Source organism: Streptomyces sp. NBC_01635, from assembly GCF_045209715.1.
GTDB classification, from domain to species: domain Bacteria; phylum Actinomycetota; class Actinomycetes; order Streptomycetales; family Streptomycetaceae; genus Streptomyces; species Streptomyces hirsutus.
Genome location: NZ_CP109277.1, coordinates 5880215 through 5906513, shown reverse-complemented (window position 1 = coordinate 5906513; position 26299 = coordinate 5880215). Strand labels below are relative to the sequence as shown.

The following is a 26299-nucleotide window of genomic DNA, read 5'->3' as shown; positions in this document are numbered from 1 at the left end:
AGGGACGGCCCGTACGTACACCGGCGAGGAGCGGCACAGCGCCTCGTTTCAGCCGGGGGCGAACGCTCACTTCGGCACCGCGAGTTCGAACCACACGGTCTTGCCGACATCGCCGGGCCGGGTGCCCCAGCGGCGGGTGGTGCGGGCGACGAGCTGCAGTCCGCGTCCGCCCTCGTCCCCGGGCCGGGCGACCCGCTCGTGCGGAAATTCCGGCAGCGGGTCGGAGACCTCCACCCGCAGGATCCCGTCGAGGCCGGAGGGGCGCACCAGGCGGACGTCTATGGGGCCGGTGGCGTGCCGCAGGGCGTTGGTGACCAGTTCGCTGACCAGCAGGGTCACGAGGTCGCTGACACCGTCGAGACCCCAGCCGTGCAGCTGGGCCCGGACCGTGGAGCGTGCGGCGCCCACGGCACCCGGGTCCGCGGGGAAGGTCCACGTGACGTGGCCGTCCTCGATGTCGATCACGTGGATCACTTCCGTCACTTCCCGGTCGGCAGATCCTCCCACGTCGTACTTCATGGGGACTAACAGTCCTATACCCGGCTTTCAGGGCTGATTACCGTCCGCTGCGGCGCATCGTGGCACCCGCGGAGCGGGACGGTTCTCCCCCGCTCCGCCACCGCGCGCCGCCACCCCCGACCGCTCCGCACTCCGGCGCTCACACAGACGCGGAGGCTTCTTCCACCAGTCCGGCGGACAGCCGGCGCACCCCCGCCTCGACGCTGTACTCACCGCCGTCCGGGGCGATGTGCCGCAGGGAGCCCAGGTCCTGGCCGAGGGTGACGACGGGTGGTTCCACCACGCCCCTCGGGCGGCCCCGGCCCAGCCCGACGGCGGCGAGCAGCCCGTCGCACAGACACTGCCGACCCTCCGTCTCCTCGGGGGTTCCGCCCTTGCGGACATGGGCGGCCACGGGTTCCGCCAGGCAGCGGTGGCCGACGGTGCCGCGGTCGGTCCGGTACGGGGTCCGCAGACAGCCCAAGTCGCGGACGCGGGTACGGGCGGCACTCGTTTTCGCGTCGGCGAGGGTGCCCGGCAGGTCGGCGACCTTGAACGGGGAGGAAGTCGGGGAGGCCGCCGGATCATTACGCACCGTCAGCCCGCCCGCGAGTTCACACTCGATCAGTTCCCGCCGCAGCCCCTCCTCCAGGCCCGGCTCCTCGCAGAGCCGCGAAGAGGCTGCCGACCTGAACGCCCGCCGCGCCCACCGCCCTGGCCCACCGCCCTGGCCCGGCGGACCTGCTCCGGTCCGCACCGGCCGCCCGCGATCCAAAACGGCAGGCCGAGGGCGGCCGTCCTCGCGAAGTCGGGCGTGCGCCCAAAGGCCGCGCAAGGCGGGCGGCCCCACGCAGCGGGCGGGCTAAGCGAGTTCGCCGGCAGCGGCCAGATCGTCGAAGAGCGACTGGTCGACCGGAGGCACCCGGTCCCGGTCGGCGTACGAGAACCAGGCCATCTCCTCGATCTCGCTGCTCGGCGTCAGTTCCCCCCGGTACTCGGCGGTGTAGCAGGCCATCCGCACGACGGCACCGTCCGGGAGGCCGGGCACGCCGGCCTCGTACGTCCCCACGTGGGCAGCGGTCCGCGGGTCGAGCAGCACCGTCAGCTCTTCCTCGATCTCCCGCAGCAGGGTCTCCAGATCGCTCTCCGCACCCTCGCGCTTGCCGCCGGGGATGTAGAAGACGTCCTTTCCCCGTGGCCGCGCGCAGAGAATCCTGCCGCCCTCCACACGCACCCACGCCACCGTGTCGATCAGGACCGACATCACTCCGCCTTCACCATGGGAAACCCGGTCGGGCAGGACCTTAGCGGGGCGCGGACCGGCCGGCGGGGGCGCTCTGCCCTCCGGCCCGCCGATCGCCCCCGGGTGTCGCCACGGGCGGCGTCATGCGTCGACCGGCGCCGGCGTACGGCACGTCCGACGGCGCGGACCACGACCGGAGCCGCCCGGGCATCCCCGTCACGGACCCGGCAACTCCTCACCCGGCAGCCGACTCGCCGAGGAACACAGTCCGCTCCCCCTGCCCGGGCGGATCCGTGGGAGATCAGTCGGCGGGGGTCGCGTTCCGCCCGATGCGCTCGACCCAGTACAGCTGTTTGTGCCCGCGGCCGTCGAGACTGTCCGCGATCTTCTGCGCCTCGGCGCGGGTCGCGTACCGGCCCACGCGATAGCGATTGCCGTTGTCGTCCTGTCGCACCACGAGCCAGGGAAGCGTGGCCGTGCTGTCGTTCATCGCGCCCCTCCGCTTCCCGTCCGCGACCCACCCGGTAAGGAATCCCCAGTCCGCATATGCCCGAGCCTACGCCTTACCTTCACGCAGCGAATATGGCTTTGCACAAAGAGGTACGCAACCAGCCAATACGCAGGGGGCGCATCACGGCGAATGCGCCGTACGCGAGTTCGACGTATCCGGTCAGGGGCACGCCGCCCCCACGCCCGTCACTCGGGGGCCACCTGCGAGAACGGCCAGATTCGTACGGCGCCCGAACGGGCATGCCGCTGCCCGTCCGGCGAGCGAACGTCCGGACGGGGCGCACAGGGAGCGTTTCGGGGTCGGCGACGGCTCGGGGTCGCGGTCCGTGACGGCCGCCGGTTCGGCTACTTCACCGGGAGGTGGTACGCGACCCGGTACCGGTCGGCGGGGATCACCACGTCGGCCGTCTCGACCGGGCGGCCCGAGGCGTAGTACGTGCGCTGGATGACCAGGACGACATGACCGGGGACACCGCCGAGCAGCACCAGTTCCTCGGCAAGGCCGGGGCGAGCGCCGACCTCCTCGGTCACGTTGTCCACGATCACGTCGATGGCGCGCATGCGCTCGACCACGCCCATGCCGCCGAGGGGGCCCTCCTCGGGCAGCATCACGGGCGTCCGGCCGGTCAGGGAGAGCGGCTCCCAGGAGGTGGAGAGCATCATCGGCTCGCCCGCCTCCCGGAAGAGGTACCGGGTGCGCATCACCCTGTCCCCCGGCTCGACCTCGAGCCGCTCGGCGACGGCCCCGCGGGCGTCGGTCTGCTCGCTGCTCGACTCCCAGGTGCCGCGCACGTCCCCGTCCGCCTGCTCCTGCCGGAACGGGGTGGCGCCCCGCTCCGGACGGAACCCGGAACGGGCCACGCGCCGGGGCACGGGCCGCTCGCGGACGTACGTCCCCGAACCGGAGCGGCCCTCCACGAGGCCCTCCGCCATGAGCACCTTGCGCGCCTCCAGCGCGACCGTGTCGGAGACGCCGTACTCCTCGCGGATCCGCGCCTGGGACGGGAGGCGGGTGTGCGGGGGCAGCCGACCGTCGACGATCTTCTTACGGAGATCACCCGCGACGCGCAGATACGCCGGCTGCTCACCGAATGTCACTGGCCGCTCCCATCAGGTTGTACAGACAGCGACAGCGTGGCAACCGCAGGTTGTACCAGGCAAGCGAAGGCCAGAGAATCACTCGATGTGATGACAGATCCCGGAGGGGGTCTTTACGCAGGCTCTTTCTCCCCGCTATGGCGGGCCTCACACCTCGATACGGTCCTCGTCGGCACCGCCGTCTCCGCCCCCGGTCCCGGTCCCGTCCTCGTCCTCGTCGTACGTGGGCGGGGTGGTGGCCAGGCCCAGCGCCTCGCGTGCGGTGACCGACCGCTGGGGGTCGATGAGCTCCCACCCTTTGTTGTAGTGCTCGTAGAAGGTGTCCGCGTCGTCGGTCCCGGCGGCCTTCGCCCACGTGGCCTCGGCCTTCTCGAGGTCACCGGCGAGATCCGTCACCGGCTCCTCGGCGTCGGCGGGCCACTCGTGCTCCCGCAGCATCCCGCTCTGCTCGGCGAGCGCCCCGGCGATCTCCCGGGCCCACTCCTTGTGGCCGGGCAGGTCGTCCTCGACGAACTCCGACTCGGGGGCCTCCTCCAGCGCCGCGTTGATGACGTGCGTGCTCTTCAGATAGGCCACCTGGTGCGCGTCGAGCGTGGTCTCGTCCCGGCGCAGCGAACCGGTGAGGGTGGCGTTCTCGTCCCGGTTGCCGAACACGCAGGTGATCACGCGGTCGCCGTAGCGCCAGCTGTCCCTGGACGGGGTGAGGTGGTACACGTCCACGTCGGCCGGCAGGGCCCAGCCGTCCATGGCGTAGGCGTCCTGGAGGGCGTAGCACCGGTCGTCGGCGGTCCGGCCGAGGTCGGCGGCGCCCGGGTAGGCGCCGTCGGGCAGGAGGACGACGCCGAAGACCTCCCCGTCGTGCTCCCCCGCGCACGGCACCCGGTCGGCCTCGGACGCCCAGCCCACCAGCCCGCCGGGCGAGTCGAAGCACTCGCCCTTCTCGAGGGTGAGGACCTCGTTGCCGCGCACCCACGGGAAGTCGCCCCAGAAATCTGCCGCGGCGCCGGAGAGGACCATCCCCGCCCACGCCACCATCCCGGCGGCGGACGTCACGGCCCCGCCGATCGCCATGCCCCGGCCCTGCTCCCCCCGCCGTCGGATCTGCCGCAGCGCGACGAGCCCCAGCACGAGTCCGAGGACCGGCACGATCCACAGGATGCCGAAGACCAGCGAGGCGATGGCGAGACCGTTGGTGGGGGGCGGGGGCCGGAACCCGTACGGGACGTAGGGGCCGTGGGCGCCATGAGGGCCGTAGGGGCCCGGACCCTGAGGGTTGTGCGGGCCCTGGGGGAACTCCGTTGGCGGACAAGCCCCTTGGGGCTGGGGAGTGGGGTACTGGCCCTGGGGGTGCTGCCCCGGGGAGCCCTCGGGCTGCCGGGGCCCGGCGGGCGGGGGTATGGACACGGGTACCGTGCTCCTGGTTCTGCCGTGCTGCTGCGGGAGGTGCCTGCGCTGGTGCGGGCCGACATGCGGCTCCGCGCATCGTAAGCGCGGCCGGGCGGGGCAGTGGGGGGTACCCCTGTTCGGGCCGGACCGGGGCCGGCACACCTCCCGCGCACATGCCTCGTCCCCGTGGCGGACGCCGGATCACGGATCCGGGGCCCGACCACGGGGACGAGGCCGAGGGGTGGGACGAAAGGCCGGTCACCGGCCCGCGGGCCGGTCCCGTCGGATCAGAACTGCAGGGCCCAGCCGTTCAGCCGGCCCGTGTCACGCGTGTAGTTGTCGCTGACGCGCAGCTTCCACGTGCCGTTCGCGGTCTCCGAGGAGGCGTTGACCGTGTACGTGGTCTTGATGTCGTCCGCGCTGCCGCCGGTGCCGGACGCCTTCAGCGTGTACGCCGTGCCGTCGGGGGCGATCAACTGGACCCGGAGGTCACCGATGTAGGTGTGGGTGATGTCCACCTCGACGCCCAGGGCGGAGGGCGCGTTGCCGGAGACGCCGGAGACGGCTATCGGGGTCTCGACGGTGGAGTTGTCGGCGATGGCGACGCTCTCGGTGCTCGCGAAGCGGTCACCGGTGGGCGGCGGGGTGGTGCCGCCCTGCCCGACCCGCAGCAGGAGGTTGGGCGAGCCGGTACCCGGGTTGCCGACGACGCCGCTGGTGGCGGCGGAGGTCAGCGCGGAGGAGACCTGGGCGGGGGTGGCCGAGGGGTTGGCGGCCAGGTGCAGGGCGGCCGCACCGGCGACGTGCGGGCTCGCCATGGACGTGCCCGAGATGGTGTTGGTGGCCGTGTTACCGGTGTGCCAGCTGGAGGTGATGGAGGAGCCCGGAGCGAAGATGTCCACAACCGAGCCGTAGTTGGAGTAGCTGGCGCGGGCGTCGGTGGAGGTGGTGGCGCCGACGGTGATCGCCTCGGTCACCCGGGCCGGGGACTTGGTGGAGGCGTTGGTGGACTCGTTGCCGGCCGCGACGACGAAGGTGATGCCCGCGTTGATCGCGTTGCGCACGGCCGCGTCGAGGACGCTGTCGGCGCCGCCGCCGAGGGACATGTTGGCGACGGCCGGCTTGACCGCGTTCCGCGCGACCCAGTCGATGCCGGCGACGACCCCGGCGGTGGTACCGGAACCGGCGTTGTTCAGCACGCGGACGCCGACGATGTCGGCCTTCTTGGCCACGCCGTAGGCGGTGCCCGCGACGGTGCCCGCGACGTGGGTGCCGTGGCCGTTGCCGTCCTGGGCGACGTTGTCGTTGTCGACGGCGTCGTAGCCGTGGGAGGCGCGGCCGCCGAAGTCGCTGTGCGAGATGTGGACGCCGGTGTCGATGATGTACGCCGTCACCCCCTGCCCGGCCGAGTCCGGGTAGGTGTACGAGCTGTTCAGCGGCAGGTTCGCCTGGTCGATGCGGTCCAGGCCCCAGGAGGGCGGGTTGGTCTGGGTGGCGGTGGTGCGGAAGGTGCGGTTCTGGACCACCGAGGCGACGGCCGGGTCGGCGGCGAGACGTTTCGCCTCGGCCTCGGAGGCCTCGATCTCGTACCCGTTGAGCGCCTTGGTGTAGGTCCGCTCGATCTCGGCGCCGTACTTCTTCGCCACGGCGCGGCCCTCGGCGGAGCCGGACTTCGCCCGATCCGCCTTCAGGGTCACGATGAAGCTGTCGCTGACGGCGTTCGCAGCGCCCTCGTACTGGATGGGGCCTTCGGCGGCGACCGGGGCAGCGCCGGCGGGGAGCGCGGAGACCAGGCCCGCCATGAGCGCCGCGCTGGTCGCGACGCCGAGGGTGGCCAGTCTTCGGTGGGGGTGACGCATCAACGCCATGTGAGGGTTCCTCCTCGGTCGGGGTGCGTTGCCGTGGGGTGGTGCTGTCGACGCACGTGCCGCGTGTGGGGGCACAGCCGGACATTGGTGACGTGACCATGTCAATGGTTGCTGTCGGAACGACTACCTGCGTCAGTCGAAAGATTGAGGGGTCCACAGGAATCGCACAAGAGGGCCCACAGGAACGAAACAGCCCCGCCATGCGGACGACACGTTCACCGTCCCGTCGGCCTCCCCGCCCGGGGAACCCCCGGAGCCGGGAGAGCGACGTCGCCGGGACGGTGCGGCGAGCCGTGGACGACGCGAACGGCCGGCCGGCCGCCGAGGGCACGGCGGCCCGGCCGGCCGTTGTCGTGAGGGCGCGTCAGAAGCCGTCGCGCCGCTCTCCTTCGTGGTGGCGGGCAGAGCCCTACTCGGTCGCGTCCGACGCCGTGACCGTCGTGAACGGCAGCACGAGCCGGGAGGGGTGCTCGGCGTCGCGGTAGATCTTGTGGGTGACGGGGCGGCCCACCGGCAGGTGGAAGGCGTCCGGCGGCAGCAGCGCGTTGTGCTCGTCGGCCAGCGGCTCGGCGTTGGAGAGCTCCGCGACCAGCTTGTGGCCCGGCAGGAACGTCGCACCGAACGGGTAGACGCGCAGCACGTACTCCTCGATCCGCCCCGGCTCGACCGGCACCGCCCGGGTGTGCGGGTGGTGGGGGTCGCCCTGCGTGGTGCGCTCCTCGTCGAGCTCGCGGTGCGAGGCCTTGAGGTAGGCGGTCGTGATGAGCTGACGCTTGCCGTTCGGGGCCTCGTCCCACATGCGCAGGATGAAGTTCGTGTCGGGCTGGTCGATCTCCACGAAGAGGTGCGCCGCGCCCTGGCCGATCATCTCGGTGGGCTCGGTGAACGGAGCGGTGCTCCAGTTGAGGATCTCCACCTTGTCGGTCACCGTCAGCGGCGCCTGGTAGAAGCCGTCGGGGGCGGCGTACTCGGCGCCCATGAGCTCGGGCTCGAAGGACAGCTTGCGGCGCGGGCGCAGGTAGAGCGACTTGTACTCCACGTCCTTCGGCGGCCACTGCGCGCCGGTGACGGTCTCGCGCGAGCCCTCGACGTGGACGGTGACGGCGGGCTCGTCCATGATCCCGTTGTCGATGCCCTTGAGCCAGTACTCGTACCAGCGGAACATCTTGTCGTGCTCCTCGATGAAGGGGCGCGACTGCATCGGCGGGTAGGGGCCGATGTCGAGCTTCTTCGGGCCCTTCAGCGACTTGTACAGCTCGATGGTGCCGTCCATCGTCCAGCCGCGGCCCTGGTCGATCTGGAGCCAGACGGGGATGTCGATGCGGGGCGCGAGCGTGATCGGGTTGCGCTCCTCGTACCAGTCGCCGTCGACCTCGTTCATCACGATGTCGAACCAGGCCTCGTGGTTCTTCGGGTAGTTGAGCACATGAACCAGGTTGGGCCAGGCGGCCACGTCCGGGTCCCGCAGCCGCTCGGCGACCTTCTCCTTGATCTCCTCGGGGGAGAAGGTCTCGAGCATGCGGGACTTGACGCCGTCGGTGAAGGCCCAGCCGGAGTCGCCGCCGCGGCCCTCACGGGCGGCACGCGGCATGAACCACATGACGCCGCCGTGGTAGGTGGTCTCGTAGAAGTCGTAGTGACCGCCGCTGACGAAGATCGCCTTGAGGCTCGGCGGCCGCTCGGCCGCGGCCAGCACCTGCATCGAGCCGAAGTAGGAGATGCCGATCATGCCGACGTTGCCGTCGCACCACGGCTGCCGGGCGACCCACTCGATGAAGTCGTACGCGTCCTGCCCGAGGGAGACGCCACCGGCGTTGTAGTTGCCGATGTGCTCGCCCTCGGAGGCGCCGGAGCCGCGCAGGTCGCCGATGACGTGGACGTAGTCCTCCTGGACGACGCGCGCGATGTCACCGGCCTCGATGCAGCCGTCCCACATCGGGCTGGGGCGCCGCTGCGGCGGCGTGGTGAGCGCGAGGGCCTGCAGTTCCTTGCCGTACGGGCTGAGCGCCACGAGCGCCGGACGCGGCTTGTCGTCGACGCCGCTGTAGGTGTCGGCCGCCAGCAGGACACCGTCGCGCATCGGCACTCGGAGATCCTTGCGGACGGCGATCTCCTGCCGGCCCGCCCGGATCGTCTGGAAGTCGGTCATGAGTGTGAAGCTCCTCCGGGGGTCTGGGGGGCGTCCCCCAGGACAGTGCTGTACGAGTTCTGGTGGTACTGCGTGCGATAGCCGTGCATCGACGTGAAGAACGGCGACGGCTCGAGCGTGGGGTCGCCGGTGTAGCCGAGCTCCTCGGCACTGCGGGCGAACGGGGAGTACGGCGAGTCCGTCTCCTTCAGGCCGGCCTCCAGGCAGCCGCAGGCGGCCGAGGCGACCCGGCCCTCGACGGCGAGGCTCTGCTCGATGGCCTCCCGGGCCTGCGCGGCGTCGAGTTCGACGCCGTACGGCGTGCCGTCGGCGCGGCGGTACGGGTGCCCGAGGTACAGGTGCCGCGGACGGACCTCGTCGCGCAGGTACTCCAGACTGGCGCGGTAGGCGACCGGGTCCACATAGCCGGGGAAGCCGTTGGCGGCCCCGTGGACCTGCACGGAGTCGCCGACGAACACCGAGCGCTGCCCGTCGACGACGTAGGCGACCGAACCGGGCGTGTGGCCCGGTATCGAGTGCACCGAGACGGTGACGTCGCCGCCGAGGGAGAGGGTCTCGCCGCCCTTGACGAGCAGGGTGGGCTCCATCTCGCCGGAGATGACGGCGTTCGCGGCGGCCGTCACCTTCGCCTCTCCCTCCGGGTCGCCCAGGTACCGGCCCCGTCCCGCGAGGTACTCCTCCACGTGGGCCCGCCGCGAGCGGAGCATCGGCGCGTCGGCCTCGTGGATCACCACCTGCGCCCGCCGGCCGGTGAGCTCCCACAGGGCGTACGCCCCGCCGACGTGGTCGATGTGACCGTGGGTCAGCAGGATCCAGCGCACATCCTCGATCCGGCGCCCGATCGCCTCGAGGGCGGGAGCCATCCCTTCGGCGGGTGAGGAGCCGATCCCGGTGTCGACGACGGCCGGCTCGGGTGCGTCGATGAAGAAGCTGTAGAGACCGAACCGGCCCCACGGCGAGACCAGGGGATGGACGGGGGTTGCGTGCGTCATGGTCCTCTTTCCGAACTCGTACGCGGCCGGCCGGGTCAGCGCCGGCCGAGGAAGTCGCGCGTCTCCTCGAAGACCCTGTGGTACTCCGGGATCCAGGAGAAGTGCTGGACGAATCCGTGGCCCGCGCCCTCGTACCGGCTCACCGTCGCCTCCACGCCGGCCTCCCGCAGCCGCCGGCCGTAGAGTTCGCCCTCGTCGCGCATCGGGTCGTACTCCCCGGTGACGACGAGGGCCGGCGGCAGCCCGGTGAGGTCCGCCCGCTTGATCGGCGAGACGAGCGGGTCCGCGGGGTCGGCGCCGCTGTCGATGTAGAAGGCGTTGAAGGGCTTCAGCCCCGCCGTCTCCAGGCCGTAGCCCACGGCGTTCTCCCGCAGCGAGGCATAGCGGTCGACGTCGAAGTCCAGGTCGAGCGAGGGGTAGTAGAGGATCTGGTGCGTGATCCGGTCGAAACCGTCGTCGTGCGCCTTGGCCGCGACCGCGGCGACGAAGGTGCCGCCGGAGCTGTCGCCGGCGAGGGCGAGGGTCGTGCCGTCCCAGGCCAGGCTCCCGCCCTGCTCGGCGACCCAGCGCACGACCGCGTAGCAGTCGTCGAGACCGGCGGGGAAGGCGGCCTCGGGCGCCAGGCGGTAGCCGACGGAGACGACCTTGAGCCCGGTCTCCTTCGCCAGCGAGCGCGCGACGTGGTCGTGCGTCTCCAGGCTGCCGAGGAAGAACGCGCCGCCGTGGAAGTAGACCAGCACGCCGTGGCGGTCGGCTTCGACCGGCGTGTAGATCCGTACCGGTACCTCGCCCGACGCCGTCCGTGCGGTCACGTCCTCGACCGCGTGGAGCGGCAGGCGCTCCTCGAGGGGAGCGACGTGCGTCTCGTCCGCGGCGCGCATGGCGACCGGGTCGAGCGGGCCCTCGGGCGGGGCCGGCAAAGTGGCGAGGAACTTGGCGATCTCGGGGTGCAGGGGCATTCCGTTACTCCTTGGGTGCGGCGTCGGCGGGCTTCTGGCCGGGGAAGACGTCTTCGATCTCTTCTTCGGACCAGCCCTGGCGCGAGATGGCCTGCAGCTTGTCGGTCTCCGGCTTGCGGACGGCCTGGTACCGGGCGAGCGCCTCCCTCAGGGAGTCCGCGTCCCGCAGGGCGTCGGCGAGGGCGCCGGCGTCCTCGATGGCGGAGTTCGCGCCCTGGCCCTGGTGGTGCAGCATCGAGTGGGCCGCGTCGCCCACCAGCACCACACTGTCCGAGTGCCAGGTGTCGACCGGGTCGATGTCGTAGACCGCGCGGATGTTCACGGTGCTCATGTCCAGGTCGCGGGTGATGCTGACCAGGCGCTCGTCGAAGCCCTCCACCGTGGCCAGGATGTCGTCCTTGGTGACCTCGGGGTTCCAGGCGCCGTCCGGGCACAGCGCGGTGATGTCGAACGACACCTGGTCGCGGTGGCGCAGCGGCAGCAGGTAGACCTTGGTGCCCTTGCCGATGTACATCCGCAGGTTGTCGTCGGTGACCATGCCGTGGGCGTCGTCCACCGAGATCACCGCGCGGTAGGCGTGCTCGCCGGAGAACACCGGGCCCTTGTCGCTGAACAGTTCCTTGCGCACCACCGACTTGATGCCGTCGGCGCCCACCACCAGGTCGGCCTCGACGGTCTTGCCGTTGGCGAAGGTCAGCACCGAGCGGTCGCCGTTGTCCCGGATGCTCTCCAGCTTGTGGCCGAGGTGCACCATGCCCTCGGGGAGCACGCCGAGCAGCGCCTCGATGAAGTCGCCGCGGTGGATCAGGTGGGTGTGGCTCTGCTCGCCGTCGGCCGGCCAGGCCTCCTTCATGATCGGCTCGCCGGTGGCGGTGAGGATCTCGAAGTACTCGCTGGGCGAGGTCACCTTCGCGATCGCGTCGAAGATGCCCCACTGGCGGAACCGGTTCATGGTGGCGGGACGCAGACCGATCCCGGCGCCGACCTCCCGGATCTGGTGCGCCTGCTCGTAGACGCCGACCTCGGCGCCCAGCAGGCTCAGCGCCTTGGCGGCCGCCGCGCCGCCGTATCCCGCTCCGACGATGGCGATCTTCAGGTTTTTCAGTTCTGCGGTCTGCATGGTGGTTCTCTCTGATTCTGGAGGGTCAGGAAGACCTTGAAGGGTGGGAAAGACCGTGGGGGGCCGGGAAGACCGTGGGGTCCGGGAAGGCCGTGGAGGGTCGGGAGGTTCCCGGAGGGCCGGGAGTGCTTCCGGAGGGTCAGGAGGACTTCCGAAGGGCCAGGAAGTCGGCCGGGTTGTCGACGAAGATCGTCTTGATCGCGGCCTCGTCGAGACCGGCGGCGCGGAGGTCCGGGATGAGGTCCTCGAAGATGTAGTTGACGGTGTGGCCCTTCACGCCCGGCCAGCCCAGGGGGCTGCAGTTGGCGTCGGCGGAGGCGAGGACCTGGTTCAGCCGGCCGTCGCCGATGAACCGGAGGAAGTGGTCCAGCCGCTCCTGGCGGGGGCGGGCCCAGAACGGCGGGTCCGGCAGCTCGGTCTCGTAGCCGAAGGTGTCGAAGCCGATGCGCCCGCCCTGCTCCGCGATCCAGACGTCGCGCGTCTTGTCGGCGTTCACGCCGTCGTCGACGTGCCCGAACAGGACGCGGTCCAGGGGAAGACCCTCTTCGTCGAAGATCGCGATCGCGTTCTCGGCGTCGATCGCGAGGTGGGTCAGGATCGGCACGCCGGTGGTGAGCGAGGCGCGGGCGGCGGCCCGGTAGATGCGCTTGTCCAGGTCCGTCATACGGCCACCGCGGCTCACCCCGACCTTGATGACACCGGCGAGGCTGCCGGTGTCGCCGATGCCGACGGTGATCTCGTGAACGAACTGGCGGGTCAGGTAGTCCACGTCGGCCCGGGCGAAGTGCGGCAGGGCGGTGTCCCCGCCGACGAAGCCGGTGCAGGCGACGATGTGGACGCCGGTCTTCGCGGACAGCGACTTGTAGTAGTCGACGTCACGGCCGTTGCAGATGCCGGTCGCGTCGACGAAGGTACCGCCGCCCAGCTCGTGGAACCTGCGCAGCTTCGGCACGGTTTCCTCGTACCGCTGCTCGGGGGTCTTCCACCACTTCGTGTCCAGCTCGGAGCCGGGCATGCCGTAGCCGATGTGCTCGTGGATGGCCACGAGACCCAGCTCCTCGGCCGGGATCTGCCCCAGAACGGTGTTCACTCTCGACACAACACTCACCTTTGAGAAAAGAGACTTGACGGTCGCTCGCGGGGGCGCTCAGCGCGCCGACAGCAGGTCGCGCGGGTTCTCCACGAGAATCCGCCGCGTGTCCTCGTCGCTGAGACCCCGTGCCTTCAGGAGCGGGACGAAGGTGGTCAGGACGTAGCTGTACGGCAGGTCGTTGCCCGAGTGGCCCTTGGCCACACCGGTCGCGCTGCTCGAGAGCAGGATCCGGTTGCCGAAGCCGGCCCGCACGAGCTCGGCGACCAGAACGGCACGCTCGTCATCGGTGAGGTGGGCGTCGTCCTGCGCACCGACGTGGTCCAGGGCGACATAGGCCCCGCGTCGGGCGATCTCGAGGGGCGCGCCGGCGGCGACGGCGTCCTTGCGGTCGAGTCCGCCGACGACGACGCGGTCGGCGGGCAGCTTCTCGTCCAGGACGACGTCGAGGTCGTGGAGGGCGTCGCTCCCGTAACGGATGGAGACCGCGACGCCGGTGCTCAGCGCGGTCCGGGCCGCACCGCGGAACAGGCTCTCGTCGGTCGCGGTCATGCCGTCGGGGGTCGCGGTGGTGGCCACCAGGCCGGCGGCGCCGCGTCGCTCCACGCGGGGCACCACCATGCCCTCGGTGATCTCCTTGGTGAAGAGGTCGGCGAACTTCTCGGCCGGCCACGGCGTCGGCGGGTTGGTCTGCGGCGTCAGGAAGTAGCCGCCGAGCATCTCCTCGGGGCCCTGGCCCGTCGAGGCGACGATGTGGACACCGGTCGTGCGGGAGAGGGCCTCGTACAACCGGACGTCCCGGCCGTGGAACATACCGGTGCTGTCGACGAGGGTGCCGCCGCCGTGGGCGCGGAAGTCCTTCAGCTTGGCGGCGAGCGTCTCGAAGATCTCGGCACGGTCGAGGGTGACGTCATAGGCGTACTCCGCGCCCGGGACCACCGACAGCAGCGCCTCGTGGACCGACACGACGCCCAGCTCCTCGGCTGCCACCGGGCCGAGGACGGTGTTCACAGTGTTGCTCTCGACGCTCATGCCTGCCTCACGTGTCCGGGGTGGGGTACGCCGCAGGGGCGCACCGCACCCTTGTGGCTGATGTCAAGGTAGCCATTCGCTTTACATTGCGTCAATGAAACTGACACCACGAAAAAACAATTCATGGAAGGCGGGTCGCACGTCCGACACAGCCCGCCCACCCTGCGACGACGCCCCGAAAAACGGCCGGCGCCACTGACGCGGACTCCCCGTTACGAGCATCTCACCGTGGGCAAGATGCCTGAATTGTACTAACTCGGCAGCGCCTGCTTCGGCACGTGCCGACGGGGCCGGCCCCGTCCGCCGACCACGGCCAGCGCGGTACGGGGGGCTGCCGAGGTACCGACCACGACGGCACCGTCCGGTCCGGGGGGAACCGGCGGGCTTCGGTTCGTACGGGCAGAGCAGCGCGCAAGGTCCTTTCCGCGGTCGCGAGGTGCCGACGGTCCTCACGGGGTGACGGTGATCTTTCCTACGTGCGTGCCGCGCCGGAATTCCTCCTGGGCGGCGTGGAGTTCGGTCAGTCGATGGCTGCCGGCGATGCGCGGCCGTACGGTGCCGGTCCGGGCCGGGTCCGCCAAGGACGCGAAGTGGGCGCGGGTGTGCATCGAGGAGCCGATGAGGCTGAGGTTGTGCAGGTACAGGCGGCGCAGGTCGAAGGTGACGACGGGCCCGGCGACGGCTCCGGCGATGACCCGGCGGGCCCCGTCGCGCAGCGCGGGCAGCAGCCCTTCGAGCCACGGTCCGCCGGCCACGTCCGCGACGGCGTCCAGCCCCTCGGGCCCGCACCCTCACCCCCGGGCCCGGGGGTGTAAGTGACAGGAGAGCGGACAGACGCGCGGAATGAGCAGCTACCCCGAGAGGATCACCCCGAGCGACAGCGGATTCCCGTCCACGGTCTCCCGGTCCGGCCCGCCGCAGGGCGGGGCGCCGAGCGCGGGCCTGTCCCCGATGCAGCCACGGCGGGACGGCGACGGCAGCCTCGCCCACGTGGTGGAAACCCTGCTGGACAAGGGCCTCGTGCTCAACGCCGACATCATGGTCTCGGTGGCCGGGGTGGAACTGCTGGGCATCCGTCTGCGCGCGGCGCTGGCCTCTTTCGAGACGGCCGCCCGCTACGGGCTGGAGTTCCCGTCCGGCACGGACACGGAGACCGCCGCGTGGCGCGACACGCGCGAGGAGAAGGAGAGCTGCCCGGCCTGCGGCAAGCGCTCCCCGGTCGAGCAACTGCTGGAGAAGTGGTGCCCCTGGTGCGGGTGGCTCAGCGCGCAGGCCCGGATGCGGGACCTCCCCGAGCCCACCCGGCCGGCGGTGACCGCGCGCGGGGAGGAGCCCGCCGCCGACGACGAGGGCGACGAGGCCCAGGACCGCCGGGCGGCCGAACCGTCCCCGGCCGAGGGCGAGGCGGAACGGCGTGACGGCTGACCTGTCCCCGATGCGTCCCACGCGGGACCCGCGGGTCACCCTGGACGACCTGCTGGAAGTCGTGCTGAACAAGGGCGCGGTCCTGCACCTGGACCTGATCGTCGCCGTGGCCGACATCCCGTTGATCGGCGTCTCCCTCCGGGCGGCCATCGCCGGGATGGAGACGATGCTGGAGTACGGGATGATGCGCCACTGGGACGAGGACACCCGCGCCTGGGCCGAGCGGTCCGTCGCCCGCCGCGCCCTCGACCTGAGGGAGGACGAGAACGTCGTCTGCCGGATGAGCGGCGGCCACCTCCTGACGGAGGGGCTCTACCACGGATGGCGGCCCGGCACCGTCTACCTCACCGACCGGCGCCTCGTCGTCCTGCGTGACGAACCACGGGAGATCCTGTGGGAGACCGGACTCGACGCCGTCACCGCCGTGCGGCTCGAACCGGAGAGGACGGTCGGGGGCGAGGAACGGCTGCGCCTGGACGTGGCGCTGGCCGACGGCGGTCGGGAACGCCTCTCGGCCCGGGAGCCCGGAGAGCTGCACGCCCTCCTCACCGAGGCGTGCGCGGGCCGCGCGACGCCCGCCCTCCCCTTCACGTTCACGCCCTCCGCCGAGGAGGATCCGCCTCTCGCCGAGGGGCATCTGTGGTACCACGAGCCGCGCCGGGGCGGACCGTTGTGGCGCGGCGGGCAGGGACGCCTGACCGCCGACAGGCTGACGTGGAAGTCCCCCGTGGATTCCAGGCCGGCGCTCGTGCTGTCCACGGCGGACGTCACCGCCGTGCGGCGGGTACCCGCGTACAGCCCTGCCGGGGAGGGCAGCGTCATCGCGGTCCACACCACCGCGGGCGACGAGGTGCGGCTGGCCGCGGACGATCCGGAGGCCTGGACGGAACGGCTGCGCGCGACGGGGTCCATGGCGGGGCCCGTGGCGGCGGCCGGATGAGCGACCGAGTACGACAGCAGGAGGAGGGAGAGCCGACATGCCGTTGACCGTCGACGAGAAGAGCCTCAAACACGGGGTGCTGTCCTTGGTGGTCACCTTGGTGGAGGTCATCCAGGAGGCGCTGGACCGCCAGGCGCTGCGCCGCATGAACGGCCACGACCTGACCCCCCAGGAGGCCGAACGCCTGGCGAACGCCCTGCTGGAACTGGACGAGGCGATGGAGCAGATCAAGGAGGACCACGGCATCGTCTCCTCGGTCGCCGATCTGCACAGGGGACTGGACGAAGTGGTCGACGACGTCGTGGACAAGCTGATCAACCCGCAGCGCTGGGCGGAGGAGGCGGACCGATGACCGAGGACACGGCGTTGTACGTGTACGCACTGCTCCCGGACCGGCCCGCCGCGGCCGACGGTGTCACCGGGATCGACGGTCGCCCCCTGCGGCTGGTACGCGTTCCCGGCACCTCCGTCGCGGCACTGGTGCACGACGCCGCGCCGGCCCCCCTCGAGGGCGGCGACGACCAGGTGCGCCGCTGGGTGGAGGAGCAGAGCCGGGCGGTGGACACCGTGTGGGAACGCACCGGCAGCATCCTGCCGATGACCTTCAACGTTCTGGTCGCCGACGAACCGTCACCCGAGGACCGGCCCGCGGCCGGGCGGAGCGCCGAACGGCGCCTGACGGAGTGGGTCACCGAGCAGGCGGCGGACATCGGGGGCCAGTTGGAGGAGCTGGCCGGCCGGTGCGAACTGCGGGTCGACATCACCGTGGACCGTACGGCCGCCACCGCGGGCGACGCGGGCGACGCGGGGGAGGACGCACCGGAGGACGGGCCGGACGGCCTGTCGCCCGGCATGCGCAGGCTGATGGCCAAGCAGCGGGAGCACCGGGCCCGCAACGCGGCCGGGCAGTTCGCCGACACCCTGCACGCCGAGATCAGGCACCGGCTGCTGTCCATCGCCGAGGACTACCGCGACCGCGGCCCCACCCACCGCGTCGCGGGCGAGACGGACGTCCTGTGCGCGGCCCTGCTCGTCCGGCGGGAGGACATCGACACCGTCGGCACCGTCCTGACCGAACTGCGGGCCCGGCAGCCCGCCGTCCGCATCCGCTTCCTGGGCCCCTGGCCCCCGTACTCCTTCATCGACACCCGCCACCGCGCCCGGGCGGAGGAAATGGCCCCCTGAACGGCCGTGAACGAACCGATCCTTGCCGGTGTTCGGCGCTGCGGTGGGGACATCCTGCCTGAAGTGACGGCCGTCGGCGGACGGGCGGCCGGGGAACCGGGGGCCGGCAGACGGCGAGGCCGCTACCCGCCGGGCCCCGGCCCGTGCTTGCTTCAGGCGACCGCGCCGTAGAGCCAATTGCCGGCCGCGTCGGCGTCGGGGCTGAGGTAGTACTGGCGGACGGCGGCCAGCAGCTCGTCGACCGTGAGCCTGCCGTTCCCGTCGGCGTCCAGCTTGCGGAAGGCATCGGCCCTGTTCTCGGGCGCGGTACGGAACACCTCCTGCCATGCCTCGAACTCCCGCTCGTCCACCTCACCGTCCCCGTCGGTGTCCAGCAGCGCGCACACCGCCTCCGCCAGGGGCCGGAACGAGGTGTCGAAGCCCTCGGGCGACTCGACGAAGGCGCCGGTCATGCAGTCCCGGTACTCGTCGCGGGTGAGCCGCTCGTCGCCGTCCTGGTCCGCGGCGGCGACCAGGGCATCCCAGAAGCGGGTCATGCCGTCCATCAGCGCGGTGCCCTTGGGCGAGGTGACGGGCTCGCCGAACTTGGACAGCAGCTGCGATCCCAGGGTCAGGAGGTCCTCGCGGTCGATGGAGCCGTTGTCGTCGGTGTCGAAGTGCCGGAAGCACAGGTCGATCTTGCGGTGGAGCAGGGGCATGCCCGAGAGCATGGTCATGTGTCGGCCTTTCTGCTGGTACCGGACTGTCCCGGCAGAGGGATACGGGTGGAGGGAGCCGGCCGGGCCTCCAGGGGCATTCCGGCGGCGGCGAGGTGGTCGAAGGGCTCACCGGTCCCGGTGGCGAGGCTGATGCCCTGGAGGCGGGTGGTGCGCAGAAAGGAGACGTTGGCCTCCCCGAAGACACCGCCCGACAGCCCCGTGCCGCCGACGATGGGCAGCACGGGCAGGGTCCCGATGTGGCTGTCGTTGACCTTCAGCACACCACCGTTGGTCACTTCGTCCGTGAACCGGTGGACGACGTGCGGATCACGCGCCCACAGCGAGTTGCGCAGCCCGTACCGATTGGCGTTGACGAACGTGAGGACCGCGTCCAGCAGCGCGTCGTCCGAGGCCGCTGCCGGAGACGTGGCGGCCTCCGGCACGACCACGCACATCAGGGGGAAGAACGTCTCCTCGGTGACGGCGTTCATGGTCGCCGCCCGCTCGAGACCCCGTACGCGCAGCAGCGCGGGCCGGACGAACGGGCCCCGCGGGGAGGGACGGCCGTGCACGTCGACCAGGTCACCACCGCAGAGCAGCTCGGCGTCCCGGGCCACGGCGTCGTCCAGCACCTCCTTGCACTGGTTCCGCTTGATCACCGGGGTGAGCACGACCTCCGGGTCGTCCGGCAGCCCCACGCGCAGGGCGGCCACCTTCCGGTGCAGCCGCTCGGTGAAGTCGTCCGCAACGGCGGGATGCACCAGGGCGAACTTCGGTGCCAGGCAGAGCTGTCCGGACCCCAGGTAGCGCTCCAGTGCCGCTTCGACGGCGCCGTCCAGGTCGGCGTCCCGCCAGACCACGAGGGCGTCGTTGCCGGCCAGCTCCATGATGGGCTTCTTGCCGTGCTCCAGGCAGGAGCGGGTGAGTTCGGCGCCCTGGGCCGAACCGCCGAAGAAGAAGATGTCGTCGCAGTGCGGGGAGGCGAGCCACGTGCGCAGCATCGGCCGGGCCGGCGCGCACAGCACGCTCAGCGTGCCGGGCGGCGCCCCGTGGTCGGCCAGCAGCGGAGCGACCAGCTCGTGGAAGAGGTAGGCGGTGCTCAGCGGGACCGTCGGCGGGGCGTTGACCACCAGCGCGTTGCCCGCCGCCAGCGTCGGCACCCCTGACAGAGCGGTGAGCATCGGGGCGTTGCGCGCCGGGTCCAGGCAGACCACCCCGTCGGGCTTGCGCACCAGCCGCACCAGCCGGCCCGCATGACCGCCCTCCCAGACCATGGCGGCACGCGCGTACGCGACCGAGTCGGGGTGCGTCAGATTCAGCGCGGCGGACAGGGCCCACCGACTCACCTGCCGCGGGTTCCCTTCGGCGACGAGGACCGACATGAGTTCCTCAGCCCGCTCCCGCAGCAGGCGGTGGAAGGCGCGGACGAAGTCCAGCCGGTGATCGAGCGGGACGCGCGCCCAGGCCGGCTGCGCCTCGCGCGCCGCGGCGAGCGCCGCGAGGGCCTGCTCGCCGGTGGACCGCGCCACCCTGCCGACCAGCCGGGGGTCGTCGTGGTCCGCCGGGCCGGCCCGGTCGTGGTCGAGACGCGCTTTGAGCGCGACCGTCTCGTAGGTGTCGAGCAGCACGGCGCTGCTCCTGGGCCAGTGCACCCAACTCTCGCCGTCGGCGGGTACGCCGGCCAGCAGGACCGGATAGCTCCGAAGCGCGGTCCCCGAGGAAGCATTCACATCCCGGATTCTTCGCATCGGGGCCCAGCTTCAGCCCTGTTACGGCACCCTCCACCCGGAACAGGGGAAATCCACCCATTGCCGCCCGGCCCGTCTCCCTGGCGTGGTAAGCACCAGTGCCGGCCGAGGCACCGCCCGACGGTCAGAAGTGCGCCACTGACCAGCCCGAACACGTCAAGGTGTCGCCGCCTGATGCCCGGAACCCTGCTGCTCGACAGCGAAGGACTCTCCAAGCCCTACCGCAAGGACCGCACCGTCGTGGCCCTGGTCCAAGCGGCATCGGAGGAGGGCATCCGCGTTGCCACCAGCGCCATGACCACCCTCGAGGCCGATTACGAGCGGATCCACCCGGCCCGCATCAAGTGGGTCCTCTCCCGCGTCGACGTTCACGACGTCACCGAGGAGATCACCGACGAGGCCGCCGCTCTCCTTCGCGCCCATCGTCTCCACGGCCACAAGTACGCCATCGACGCCGCCTTCGCCGTCATCGCCCGCAGCACGTCCCAGCCGGTCACCGCCCTCACTTCCGACCCCGAGGACCTGACGCTCCTGTGCGGCCCTTCCGTAGAGGTCGTCAAGGTCTGAAAACGCCGGCCACAGCCCCGCCCACCGGGTCGGCCGTCGGCCACAGCACTTCATGAGACGAGGGCCCCGGCAGACAGAAACCTGCGCCCGACCGCCAAGAGGCGGGCCGGGCAACGTCCTCGACGGCTCGTCAGACGTTGAAGCGGAATGCCCGAGCCCCGATCCTGACCTGCGGCGAAGCCCCATCTAGGCCTCTGACCTGGGATTTCCGCGTTGGCATGCGTTGACTCCCGACGGCTGTTTACGAGTGTCCTGCGGACTGGCTGCGGACTGGCCGGGGCGCCGAGCAGAGAAATCCATGGCGCACCGGCCGGACCTGCAACGAGACTGCGCACGTGAGCGACCGCTCCCCCTGTCCCTGCTGCGGGCACCGCGTGCTCGACGCCGTGCCCGGCTCCTCCGGGATCTGCCCCGTCTGCTTCCGGGAGGACGACGGGGTCCAGTTCCGCCGGCCGACCATGCCCGGCGGAGCGGACCAGGTCTCCCTGATCGAGGCCCAGCACGACTACCGGGACCTCGGCGCCTGCGACCAACCCAGCCGGCGGTACGCCCGCCCTCCGGCCGCGAACGAGCCGCTCGCAGTTCTGGCGGGTGGACGCCAGTCGCACGTACGGCATCTCCGGCACCGGCCCGGACTGGGAACCCGACTGGACCGCGCCCTGGGAGCACCTGGCCGAAGAGGCCCGCACCTGGTGCCTGCTGGAATCCTCCGAAGCCCCTGCCGGAGACAGCATCTTCGTCACCCCCGCCTGGATCGACCGCACCGACCTGCACCCGGAAAGGTGAGAACCCATGCCGTTCCAGCACCCTGAGGAGATCGGCTTCGGCCATGTGATCAAGCGCTACGTGACGAGGAAAGACTCGCCTCATCCGCGCTACCTCGAACTGAACAGCTACCGGTTCCTACGCCCCGGATGGCCACACTCCAAGCGCTTCACGCGCCGTCTGCTCGACGACGCGGCCACGATCACCGACGCCGAACTGGTGGCTCTCCTCGGCTTCGAGTGGCGTGCGCGACTGACTGCGGCCTGGCTGATCGGCATCGACCGCCGCGAAGCGTTCCGCGATCCCCTCGGCGATCTGCTCCTGGCCAGCGAGGTCTGCTACTCCGGCCGCGGATACTGCTTCGCCCTCGCCCGCCTCGGCACGCACGCGGACGCCGAGATCCTTACCGCTTACCTCGACCGTTACCTGCCCCGCACCGACCTCCGCTACGACCAGCCCGCAGCCCTCGGCGCCCTCCTCCGTCTCGACGCCCACCTCGGCACCCACCACGCCGACCGCTTCACCCAGCCCGACGGCCTCTGGGGCCAGTGGGTCAATGCCCTCGTCCACCTCCGCGACCAGTCCGGTTACACCCCCGACGAACAGCGGCGCTGGGTCGATCTCCAGTGCGAGTTCGCCAACGGGTAGTCACGTCTTTGATACCGAGGAGCGCTGCGGGACGCGCCGAAGATGTCGCTTTGCCGGTGCCTGTCGTCCGCCTCGGCTGTCTTCCTCTTCACAGGTTCGCCGGAGTGGACCTCGCGTCATGCCCAGGGCACGCGTTCGGTCTCGCCGACCCACCCACCTTTCAGGGGTTTGAGTCAAGGAACAGAGCGGCCAGACGGGGAAGCCGACGGCTCATCTCCTTGTCGTCGTCGAAGTCGAAGTCCTCACCCATGTCAACCGCGTTGTCGCTCTCTGCATCAGCCCCGCGGAAGGTGATGCGGTCGGTGCCGGATGAGACTGCGTGGGTGAGCCGGACAAAGGGACATCACACCGCCACGAGCCGGACGCGATCGCCGCACAGCTTGACCATGTCGTCGATATCGGAGGTCAACATGACCACGGGGCGGTGCTGCCGCAACGCGGCCTCGGCGACCGCGGCATCGATCGCATACTTGTGCCCGTGCAAACCGGCATCCATCAGCAGCTTCGAGGCCGCCCTCGCCTCCTCGTCGCCCACCGGGACCACGCGCAGTCCGGAAAGCACCCATTTCAGACGGGACTTGTTCGTACGGACATGGACGACCTCGATGACGGTGAGCGCACTGATCACGACCTCCATGCCCCGCGAGCGCGCCTCAGCAACCAGAGCCACCACCTGCTCGTCGTCGGCGAGGAGCTTCGAGAGCCCCTCGCTGTCGAGGACCAGCGTCCCCTCGTGACTCAGCTTGCGGCGGGCCACTCGGCCTCCTCCGCGAACACCTCGTCGAAGACCTGCCGCGCCCGCTGACGAGCCTGCTCGGAGACCGGCCCCTTGCGGTTCTCGTAGTCCGCCAGGTACTCGTCCAGCACCTGGCCGCGCAGCTCACGCTCGACCGCCGCGGCGATGAACGCAGAGAACTCCCGCTTGCCCACCCGCGCACGGATCGCCTCCGCGGTCCCCTCCGGAAGCGACAGGCTCACCCGCGTCGCCGGCCCTTCCCCGATGCTGTACGCCGTCTCACCCATGACCCAAGTGTGTCAAACGAGTAGGAAAACTGCTACGGCCCGCGCCACCCACGCGGGAGCCACCCGGGAAAGGTCGGGAAAGAGTCGTCCCCGCCCCCTCTCGTCGCACGCCGCACAGTCCGCGACTCAGCACAGGAGCCGGCCACCATCCCGGCACCATCTCAGCACGGCGGGGATGACCAGGGATGATGACAGGTGAAGACCAGGCAGGCTTCCCAGCACCATCCCAGCACGGGAAACGACCCGGGGCCCGACCCCGAAAGGTCGGACCCCTCCTGACCTGCATGTTTATTAGATCAGTGACGTGACGGTACAGCGCCCGCTACACGTTGAAGCGGAATGTCCGACGTCCGACCCTGACCTGCGGCGGAGCCGCAATCGAGCCCCTGACCGGGCATTTCACCGTTTGGTTGCGTTGGCCTTCGACGAACTTCTACGAGTGTCCTGCGGACTGTCTGCGGACCGGCGGGCACCCCACAGAGGTGGGGCAGCCTCCACGGCGCGGCATGTTCGGGATCACCTTCTCCGCGAGCTCGATGAGCGCCTCAACCTTCGTCGAGTCGGCCTCGACCTCCTCCGGCGTCACGGCTGGAGCTTCCGAAGACCGGTACTTGACTTCGTTACGCCGGGCTCACCTGCGATGGAAAGGACGCAGTATGTACCCGAGCTGCGGGTCGAACTGCGCTCGCACGGCCTCGTAGATGACGGACGGCAAGGATGACGATCCCCTTTCCGCCCGCCACTGGCCACCCCACGCGGACTGAACGCGGCCCGGCATTCCACACCTCGGCTCCGCGAACGGCGCCGTTTCGTCAGCAGCAGCATCCGCCCTCACGCGGGTCGCTGTCCCGGCGGTCGGTCCGGTCGTGCTCGAACTCCCGGCGGCTCAGGACCCGCTGGCCGGACGCCCGGGCCCGCTCGACGTAACGGTCGTATGCGTGCTCGCCGTTGAGTTCACCCAGGTACCAGCGGAGCCACGCCGCACCGCGGCGGGCGCGCGCGAGGGCACCGCCCCGTGCCGTGGCAGACGCGACGGCTCCGGGGGCGGTCACCGGGAGCCCGCCGGGGTGCGCACGGCGTCGGCGGTCTCCGCTTCGGGCCGGCCCGGAATCCGGGACTCCACGTACTCGGACTCCGCGAGCGGCAGTGATCCGCCGTTGCGGATCGCCTTGACGGCGGTCCGGGCGCAGGCGAGCACCACGACGATGGTCAGGACCGCGAACACCACCGACAGCGTGCCGGTGACCGTCGAGTTGGTGACGACGGTCGCCATGTCGTCCAGGGACTTGGCCGGGGCCAGGACGGTGCCCTGGTCGAGCGCGTCCTGGTACTTGGCGCGCTGCGCGAAGAAGCCGATCGCCGGGTCGTCGGAGAACACCTTCTGCCAGGAGGCGGTCATGGTGATCGCGAGCGCCCAGGCCAGCGGAACCCCGGTCACCCAGGCCCACTTGAGGCGACCCGACTTGATCAGCAGGGTGGTGGAGATGGCCAGGGCGATGGAGGCGAGCAGCTGGTTGGCGGTGCCGAAGAGCGGGAAGAGCTGGTTGATGCCGCCGAGCGGATCGGTGACACCGACCCAGAGGAAATAACCCCAGGCGAGGACGACCACGGCCGACGTGATCCAGATGCCGGGCCGCCAGTCCTTGTCCCGGAACCGCGGTGCGACGTTGCCGAGCGTGTCCTGGAGCATGAAGCGGCCCACGCGGGTGCCGGCGTCCACCGCGGTGAGGATGAACAGCGCCTCGAACATGATCGCGAAGTGATACCAGAACGACATCATGCCGGTGCTGCCGAAAGCATCCGCGAGGATCACCGCGATACCGACCGCGAGCGTCGGCGCGCCGCCGGTACGGGAGACGAGCGACTCCTCACCGACCGAGTCCGCCATCTGCTGCAGGTACTCGGGGGTGATGTGGAAGCCGAAGCCGGCGACCGCGTCGGACGCGGACTGCAAGGTGTCGCCGAGGACTCCCGCCGGGGCGTTCATCGCGTAGTACAGGCCCGGGTCGAGAATGCACGCGGCCACCAGAGCCATGATCGCGACGAAGGACTCCATCAGCATCGAGCCGTAGCCGATGAGGGGGACGTGCGACTCCTTCTCGATCATCTTCGGGGTGGTGCCCGAGGAGATCAGCGCGTGGAAGCCGGAGAGGGCGCCACACGCGATGGTGATGAAGGCGAAGGGGAAGAGCCCGCCGGCGAAGACCGGCCCGTTGCCCTCGCGGGCGAAGCTGGAGACAGGGTCGACCGCGAGCTCCGGCATCGCGAACAGGACACCGAGCGCGAGCAGCACGATCACTCCGACCTTCATGAAGGTGGAGAGGTAGTCCCGCGGTGCGAGCAGCAGCCACACGGGCAGGACGGAAGCCACGAAGCCGTAGGCCACCAGGCAGAACGCCAGCGCGGTGGGCGACAGGACGAAGACGTCGGCGAACGAGGACTCCGAGACCCAGTTGCCGCCGAGGATCGCCGCGATCAGCAGGACGAACCCGATCACACTGACCTCGGTGACCCTGCCCGGCCGCAGATAGCGCAGGTAGCAGCCCATGAACAGGGCGATCGGAATGGTCATCGCGATCGAGAAGGTGCCCCACGCGGACTCGGCGAGGGCGTTGACCACGATCATCGCGAGCACGGCCAGAATGATGATCATGATGGCGAAGACCGAGATCAGGGCCGCGATGCCACCGACGCGACCGATCTCGTCGCGGGCCATCTGCCCGAGCGACTTGCCGTTGCGGCGCATCGAGAAGAACAGGACCACCATGTCCTGGACCGCGCCTGCGAAGATCACACCGACGATGATCCAGATGGTGCCGGGAAGATAGCCCATCTGCGCGGCGAGCACGGGACCGACCAGGGGGCCGGCGCCCGCGATGGCCGCGAAGTGGTGGCCGAAGAGGACGCGCTTGTCCGTCGGGTGATAGTCGACGCCGTCGTTGAACCGCTCGGCGGGGGTGGCGCGCCGGTCGTCGACCTTGAGGACCTTGCGCGCGATGAACCGCGCGTAGAAGCGCTGGGCGATCAGGTACGAGCCGATCGCGGCGGCCACGATCCAGATCGCGGAAACCTTCTCACCACGGGAGAGCGCGAGCACGGACCAGCCCGTTGCGCCGAGCGCGGCGACGGCCGCCCAGATCGCCACTTGGGCGGGGTTGAATCTGCGCACTGTTACGTTCCCTGCTTCTCTCGTAGCCGGCCGGCGGGTTGGTGCCAGGGCAGCGTCCGGCCACGGGCGGAGCCGACGTCGGTCGGACAACACGCGGCCTGCCGAACGGCACGACTGTCGGCATCGGACGCGACACCCAGCCGTATCGCCGTCCACCATCGCGGAATGATGTATTCCGCAACGGAG

The 26299-nt window shown here is 70.7% G+C and carries 27 protein-coding genes and 1 pseudogene; 8 read left to right on the top strand and 20 right to left on the bottom strand.

Going from position 1 to position 26299, the window contains the following annotated elements; translation table 11 throughout:
- Positions 1–66: 66 nt before the first annotated feature.
- The 14 genes from OHB56_RS27575 to OHB56_RS27510 all read right to left on the bottom strand — a co-directional run bounded on the left by OHB56_RS27575 (position 67) and on the right by OHB56_RS27510 (position 14718).
- Complete coding sequence (locus tag OHB56_RS27575) at positions 67–519, bottom strand: ATP-binding protein (protein WP_406356241.1); 453 nt, start codon at positions 517–519, stop codon at positions 67–69.
- 139 nt (positions 520–658) lie between these two features.
- Positions 659–1093 (bottom strand): hypothetical protein, encoded by a 435-nt coding sequence (locus OHB56_RS27570; RefSeq protein ID WP_406356239.1) that lies wholly within the window; start codon positions 1091–1093, stop codon positions 659–661.
- A 267-nt stretch (positions 1094–1360) separates the two neighbouring features.
- Positions 1361–1762: an NUDIX domain-containing protein gene (locus OHB56_RS27565; RefSeq protein WP_326754559.1), complete on the bottom strand. Its 402-nt coding sequence runs from the start codon at positions 1760–1762 to the stop codon at positions 1361–1363.
- A 280-nt stretch (positions 1763–2042) separates the two neighbouring features.
- Positions 2043–2231, bottom strand: coding sequence for an SPOR domain-containing protein (locus OHB56_RS27560; protein ID WP_326754558.1), 189 nt, complete (start codon positions 2229–2231; stop codon positions 2043–2045).
- A 365-nt stretch (positions 2232–2596) separates the two neighbouring features.
- On the bottom strand, positions 2597–3349 hold the full coding sequence (locus OHB56_RS27555) for a GntR family transcriptional regulator (RefSeq protein ID WP_326754557.1): 753 nt from the start codon (positions 3347–3349) through the stop codon (positions 2597–2599).
- A gap of 147 nt (positions 3350–3496) precedes the next feature.
- A complete protein-coding gene (locus OHB56_RS27550; RefSeq protein ID WP_406356236.1) occupies positions 3497–4753 on the bottom strand; it encodes a DUF4190 domain-containing protein in 1257 nt (418 codons plus the stop codon).
- A gap of 269 nt (positions 4754–5022) precedes the next feature.
- Positions 5023–6603 (bottom strand): S8 family peptidase, encoded by a 1581-nt coding sequence (locus tag OHB56_RS27545; protein WP_326754555.1) that lies wholly within the window; start codon positions 6601–6603, stop codon positions 5023–5025.
- A 409-nt stretch (positions 6604–7012) separates the two neighbouring features.
- Positions 7013–8752: a CocE/NonD family hydrolase gene (locus OHB56_RS27540; RefSeq protein ID WP_326754554.1), complete on the bottom strand. Its 1740-nt coding sequence runs from the start codon at positions 8750–8752 to the stop codon at positions 7013–7015.
- Positions 8749–9744, bottom strand: coding sequence for an MBL fold metallo-hydrolase (locus tag OHB56_RS27535; RefSeq protein WP_326754553.1), 996 nt, complete (start codon positions 9742–9744; stop codon positions 8749–8751). The genes OHB56_RS27540 and OHB56_RS27535 overlap by 4 nt, the downstream gene beginning before the upstream one ends.
- Positions 9745–9779: 35 nt before the next feature.
- Positions 9780–10703, bottom strand: a complete 924-nt coding sequence (locus OHB56_RS27530) for an alpha/beta hydrolase (protein ID WP_406356233.1) — start codon at positions 10701–10703, stop codon at positions 9780–9782.
- 4 nt (positions 10704–10707) lie between these two features.
- A complete protein-coding gene (locus OHB56_RS27525) occupies positions 10708–11823 on the bottom strand; it encodes an FAD-dependent oxidoreductase (RefSeq protein ID WP_406356231.1) in 1116 nt (371 codons plus the stop codon).
- A gap of 139 nt (positions 11824–11962) precedes the next feature.
- Positions 11963–12922 carry a phosphotriesterase gene (locus tag OHB56_RS27520; RefSeq protein ID WP_326754550.1) on the bottom strand — a complete coding sequence of 320 codons (960 nt, stop codon included), beginning with the start codon at positions 12920–12922 and terminating at the stop codon, positions 11963–11965.
- Positions 12923–12970: 48 nt separating this feature from the next.
- Positions 12971–13945 carry a phosphotriesterase gene (locus OHB56_RS27515; protein WP_406356229.1) on the bottom strand — a complete coding sequence of 325 codons (975 nt, stop codon included), beginning with the start codon at positions 13943–13945 and terminating at the stop codon, positions 12971–12973.
- Positions 13946–14394: 449 nt separating this feature from the next.
- Positions 14395–14718 carry a zinc-binding dehydrogenase gene (locus OHB56_RS27510; RefSeq protein ID WP_406359229.1) on the bottom strand — a complete coding sequence of 108 codons (324 nt, stop codon included), beginning with the start codon at positions 14716–14718 and terminating at the stop codon, positions 14395–14397.
- A gap of 70 nt (positions 14719–14788) precedes the next feature.
- Between OHB56_RS27510 and OHB56_RS27505 the strand changes: the two genes are divergently transcribed.
- The 4 genes from OHB56_RS27505 to OHB56_RS27490 are packed head-to-tail and all read left to right on the top strand — an operon-like array spanning position 14789 to position 17495.
- A complete protein-coding gene (locus OHB56_RS27505; RefSeq protein WP_406356228.1) occupies positions 14789–15370 on the top strand; it encodes a gas vesicle protein in 582 nt (193 codons plus the stop codon).
- Positions 15360–16310, top strand: coding sequence for a gas vesicle protein (locus OHB56_RS27500; RefSeq protein WP_406356226.1), 951 nt, complete (start codon positions 15360–15362; stop codon positions 16308–16310). The genes OHB56_RS27505 and OHB56_RS27500 overlap by 11 nt, the downstream gene beginning before the upstream one ends.
- 37 nt (positions 16311–16347) lie before the next feature.
- Positions 16348–16662 (top strand): gas vesicle protein K, encoded by a 315-nt coding sequence (locus OHB56_RS27495; protein ID WP_055592082.1) that lies wholly within the window; start codon positions 16348–16350, stop codon positions 16660–16662.
- Positions 16659–17495 carry a GvpL/GvpF family gas vesicle protein gene (locus OHB56_RS27490; protein ID WP_406356224.1) on the top strand — a complete coding sequence of 279 codons (837 nt, stop codon included), beginning with the start codon at positions 16659–16661 and terminating at the stop codon, positions 17493–17495. The genes OHB56_RS27495 and OHB56_RS27490 overlap by 4 nt, the downstream gene beginning before the upstream one ends.
- 152 nt (positions 17496–17647) lie before the next feature.
- Here the strand turns inward: OHB56_RS27490 and OHB56_RS27485 are convergent, their stop codons facing one another.
- Complete coding sequence (locus OHB56_RS27485) at positions 17648–18211, bottom strand: EF-hand domain-containing protein (RefSeq protein WP_326754545.1); 564 nt, start codon at positions 18209–18211, stop codon at positions 17648–17650.
- Positions 18208–19923, bottom strand: coding sequence for an aldehyde dehydrogenase (locus OHB56_RS27480; protein ID WP_326754544.1), 1716 nt, complete (start codon positions 19921–19923; stop codon positions 18208–18210). Before OHB56_RS27480 ends, OHB56_RS27485 begins: the two co-directional genes overlap by 4 nt.
- Positions 19924–20115: 192 nt before the next feature.
- On the opposite strand from OHB56_RS27480, the gene OHB56_RS27475 reads away from it, so the two are divergent.
- From OHB56_RS27475 to OHB56_RS27460, 4 genes and pseudogenes are all read left to right on the top strand, one after another.
- Positions 20116–20508 carry a DNA-binding protein gene (locus tag OHB56_RS27475; RefSeq protein WP_326754543.1) on the top strand — a complete coding sequence of 131 codons (393 nt, stop codon included), beginning with the start codon at positions 20116–20118 and terminating at the stop codon, positions 20506–20508.
- A 335-nt stretch (positions 20509–20843) separates the two neighbouring features.
- Positions 20844–21020, top strand: a pseudogene (locus OHB56_RS27470) (CPCC family cysteine-rich protein); the annotation flags it as partial.
- A gap of 79 nt (positions 21021–21099) precedes the next feature.
- Positions 21100–21294, top strand: coding sequence for a hypothetical protein (locus OHB56_RS27465; RefSeq protein ID WP_406359325.1), 195 nt, complete (start codon positions 21100–21102; stop codon positions 21292–21294).
- Positions 21295–21300: 6 nt separating this feature from the next.
- On the top strand, positions 21301–21921 hold the full coding sequence (locus OHB56_RS27460) for a DUF6000 family protein (RefSeq protein ID WP_406356221.1): 621 nt from the start codon (positions 21301–21303) through the stop codon (positions 21919–21921).
- Positions 21922–22264: 343 nt separating this feature from the next.
- Here the strand turns inward: OHB56_RS27460 and OHB56_RS27455 are convergent, their stop codons facing one another.
- From OHB56_RS27455 to OHB56_RS27440, 4 genes are all read right to left on the bottom strand, one after another.
- Complete coding sequence (locus OHB56_RS27455) at positions 22265–22678, bottom strand: PIN domain-containing protein (RefSeq protein WP_406356219.1); 414 nt, start codon at positions 22676–22678, stop codon at positions 22265–22267.
- Positions 22660–22944, bottom strand: coding sequence for a hypothetical protein (locus OHB56_RS27450; RefSeq protein WP_406356217.1), 285 nt, complete (start codon positions 22942–22944; stop codon positions 22660–22662). The genes OHB56_RS27455 and OHB56_RS27450 overlap by 19 nt, the downstream gene beginning before the upstream one ends.
- Before the next feature lie 812 nt (positions 22945–23756).
- Positions 23757–23996, bottom strand: a complete 240-nt coding sequence (locus tag OHB56_RS27445; RefSeq protein WP_326754542.1) for a YbdD/YjiX family protein — start codon at positions 23994–23996, stop codon at positions 23757–23759.
- The gene (locus OHB56_RS27440; RefSeq protein ID WP_307824990.1) at positions 23993–26113 is read right to left on the bottom strand and encodes a carbon starvation CstA family protein; all 2121 of its coding nucleotides are present in this window, start codon (positions 26111–26113) and stop codon (positions 23993–23995) included. Before OHB56_RS27440 ends, OHB56_RS27445 begins: the two co-directional genes overlap by 4 nt.
- Between the last annotated feature and the right edge of the window lie 186 nt (positions 26114–26299).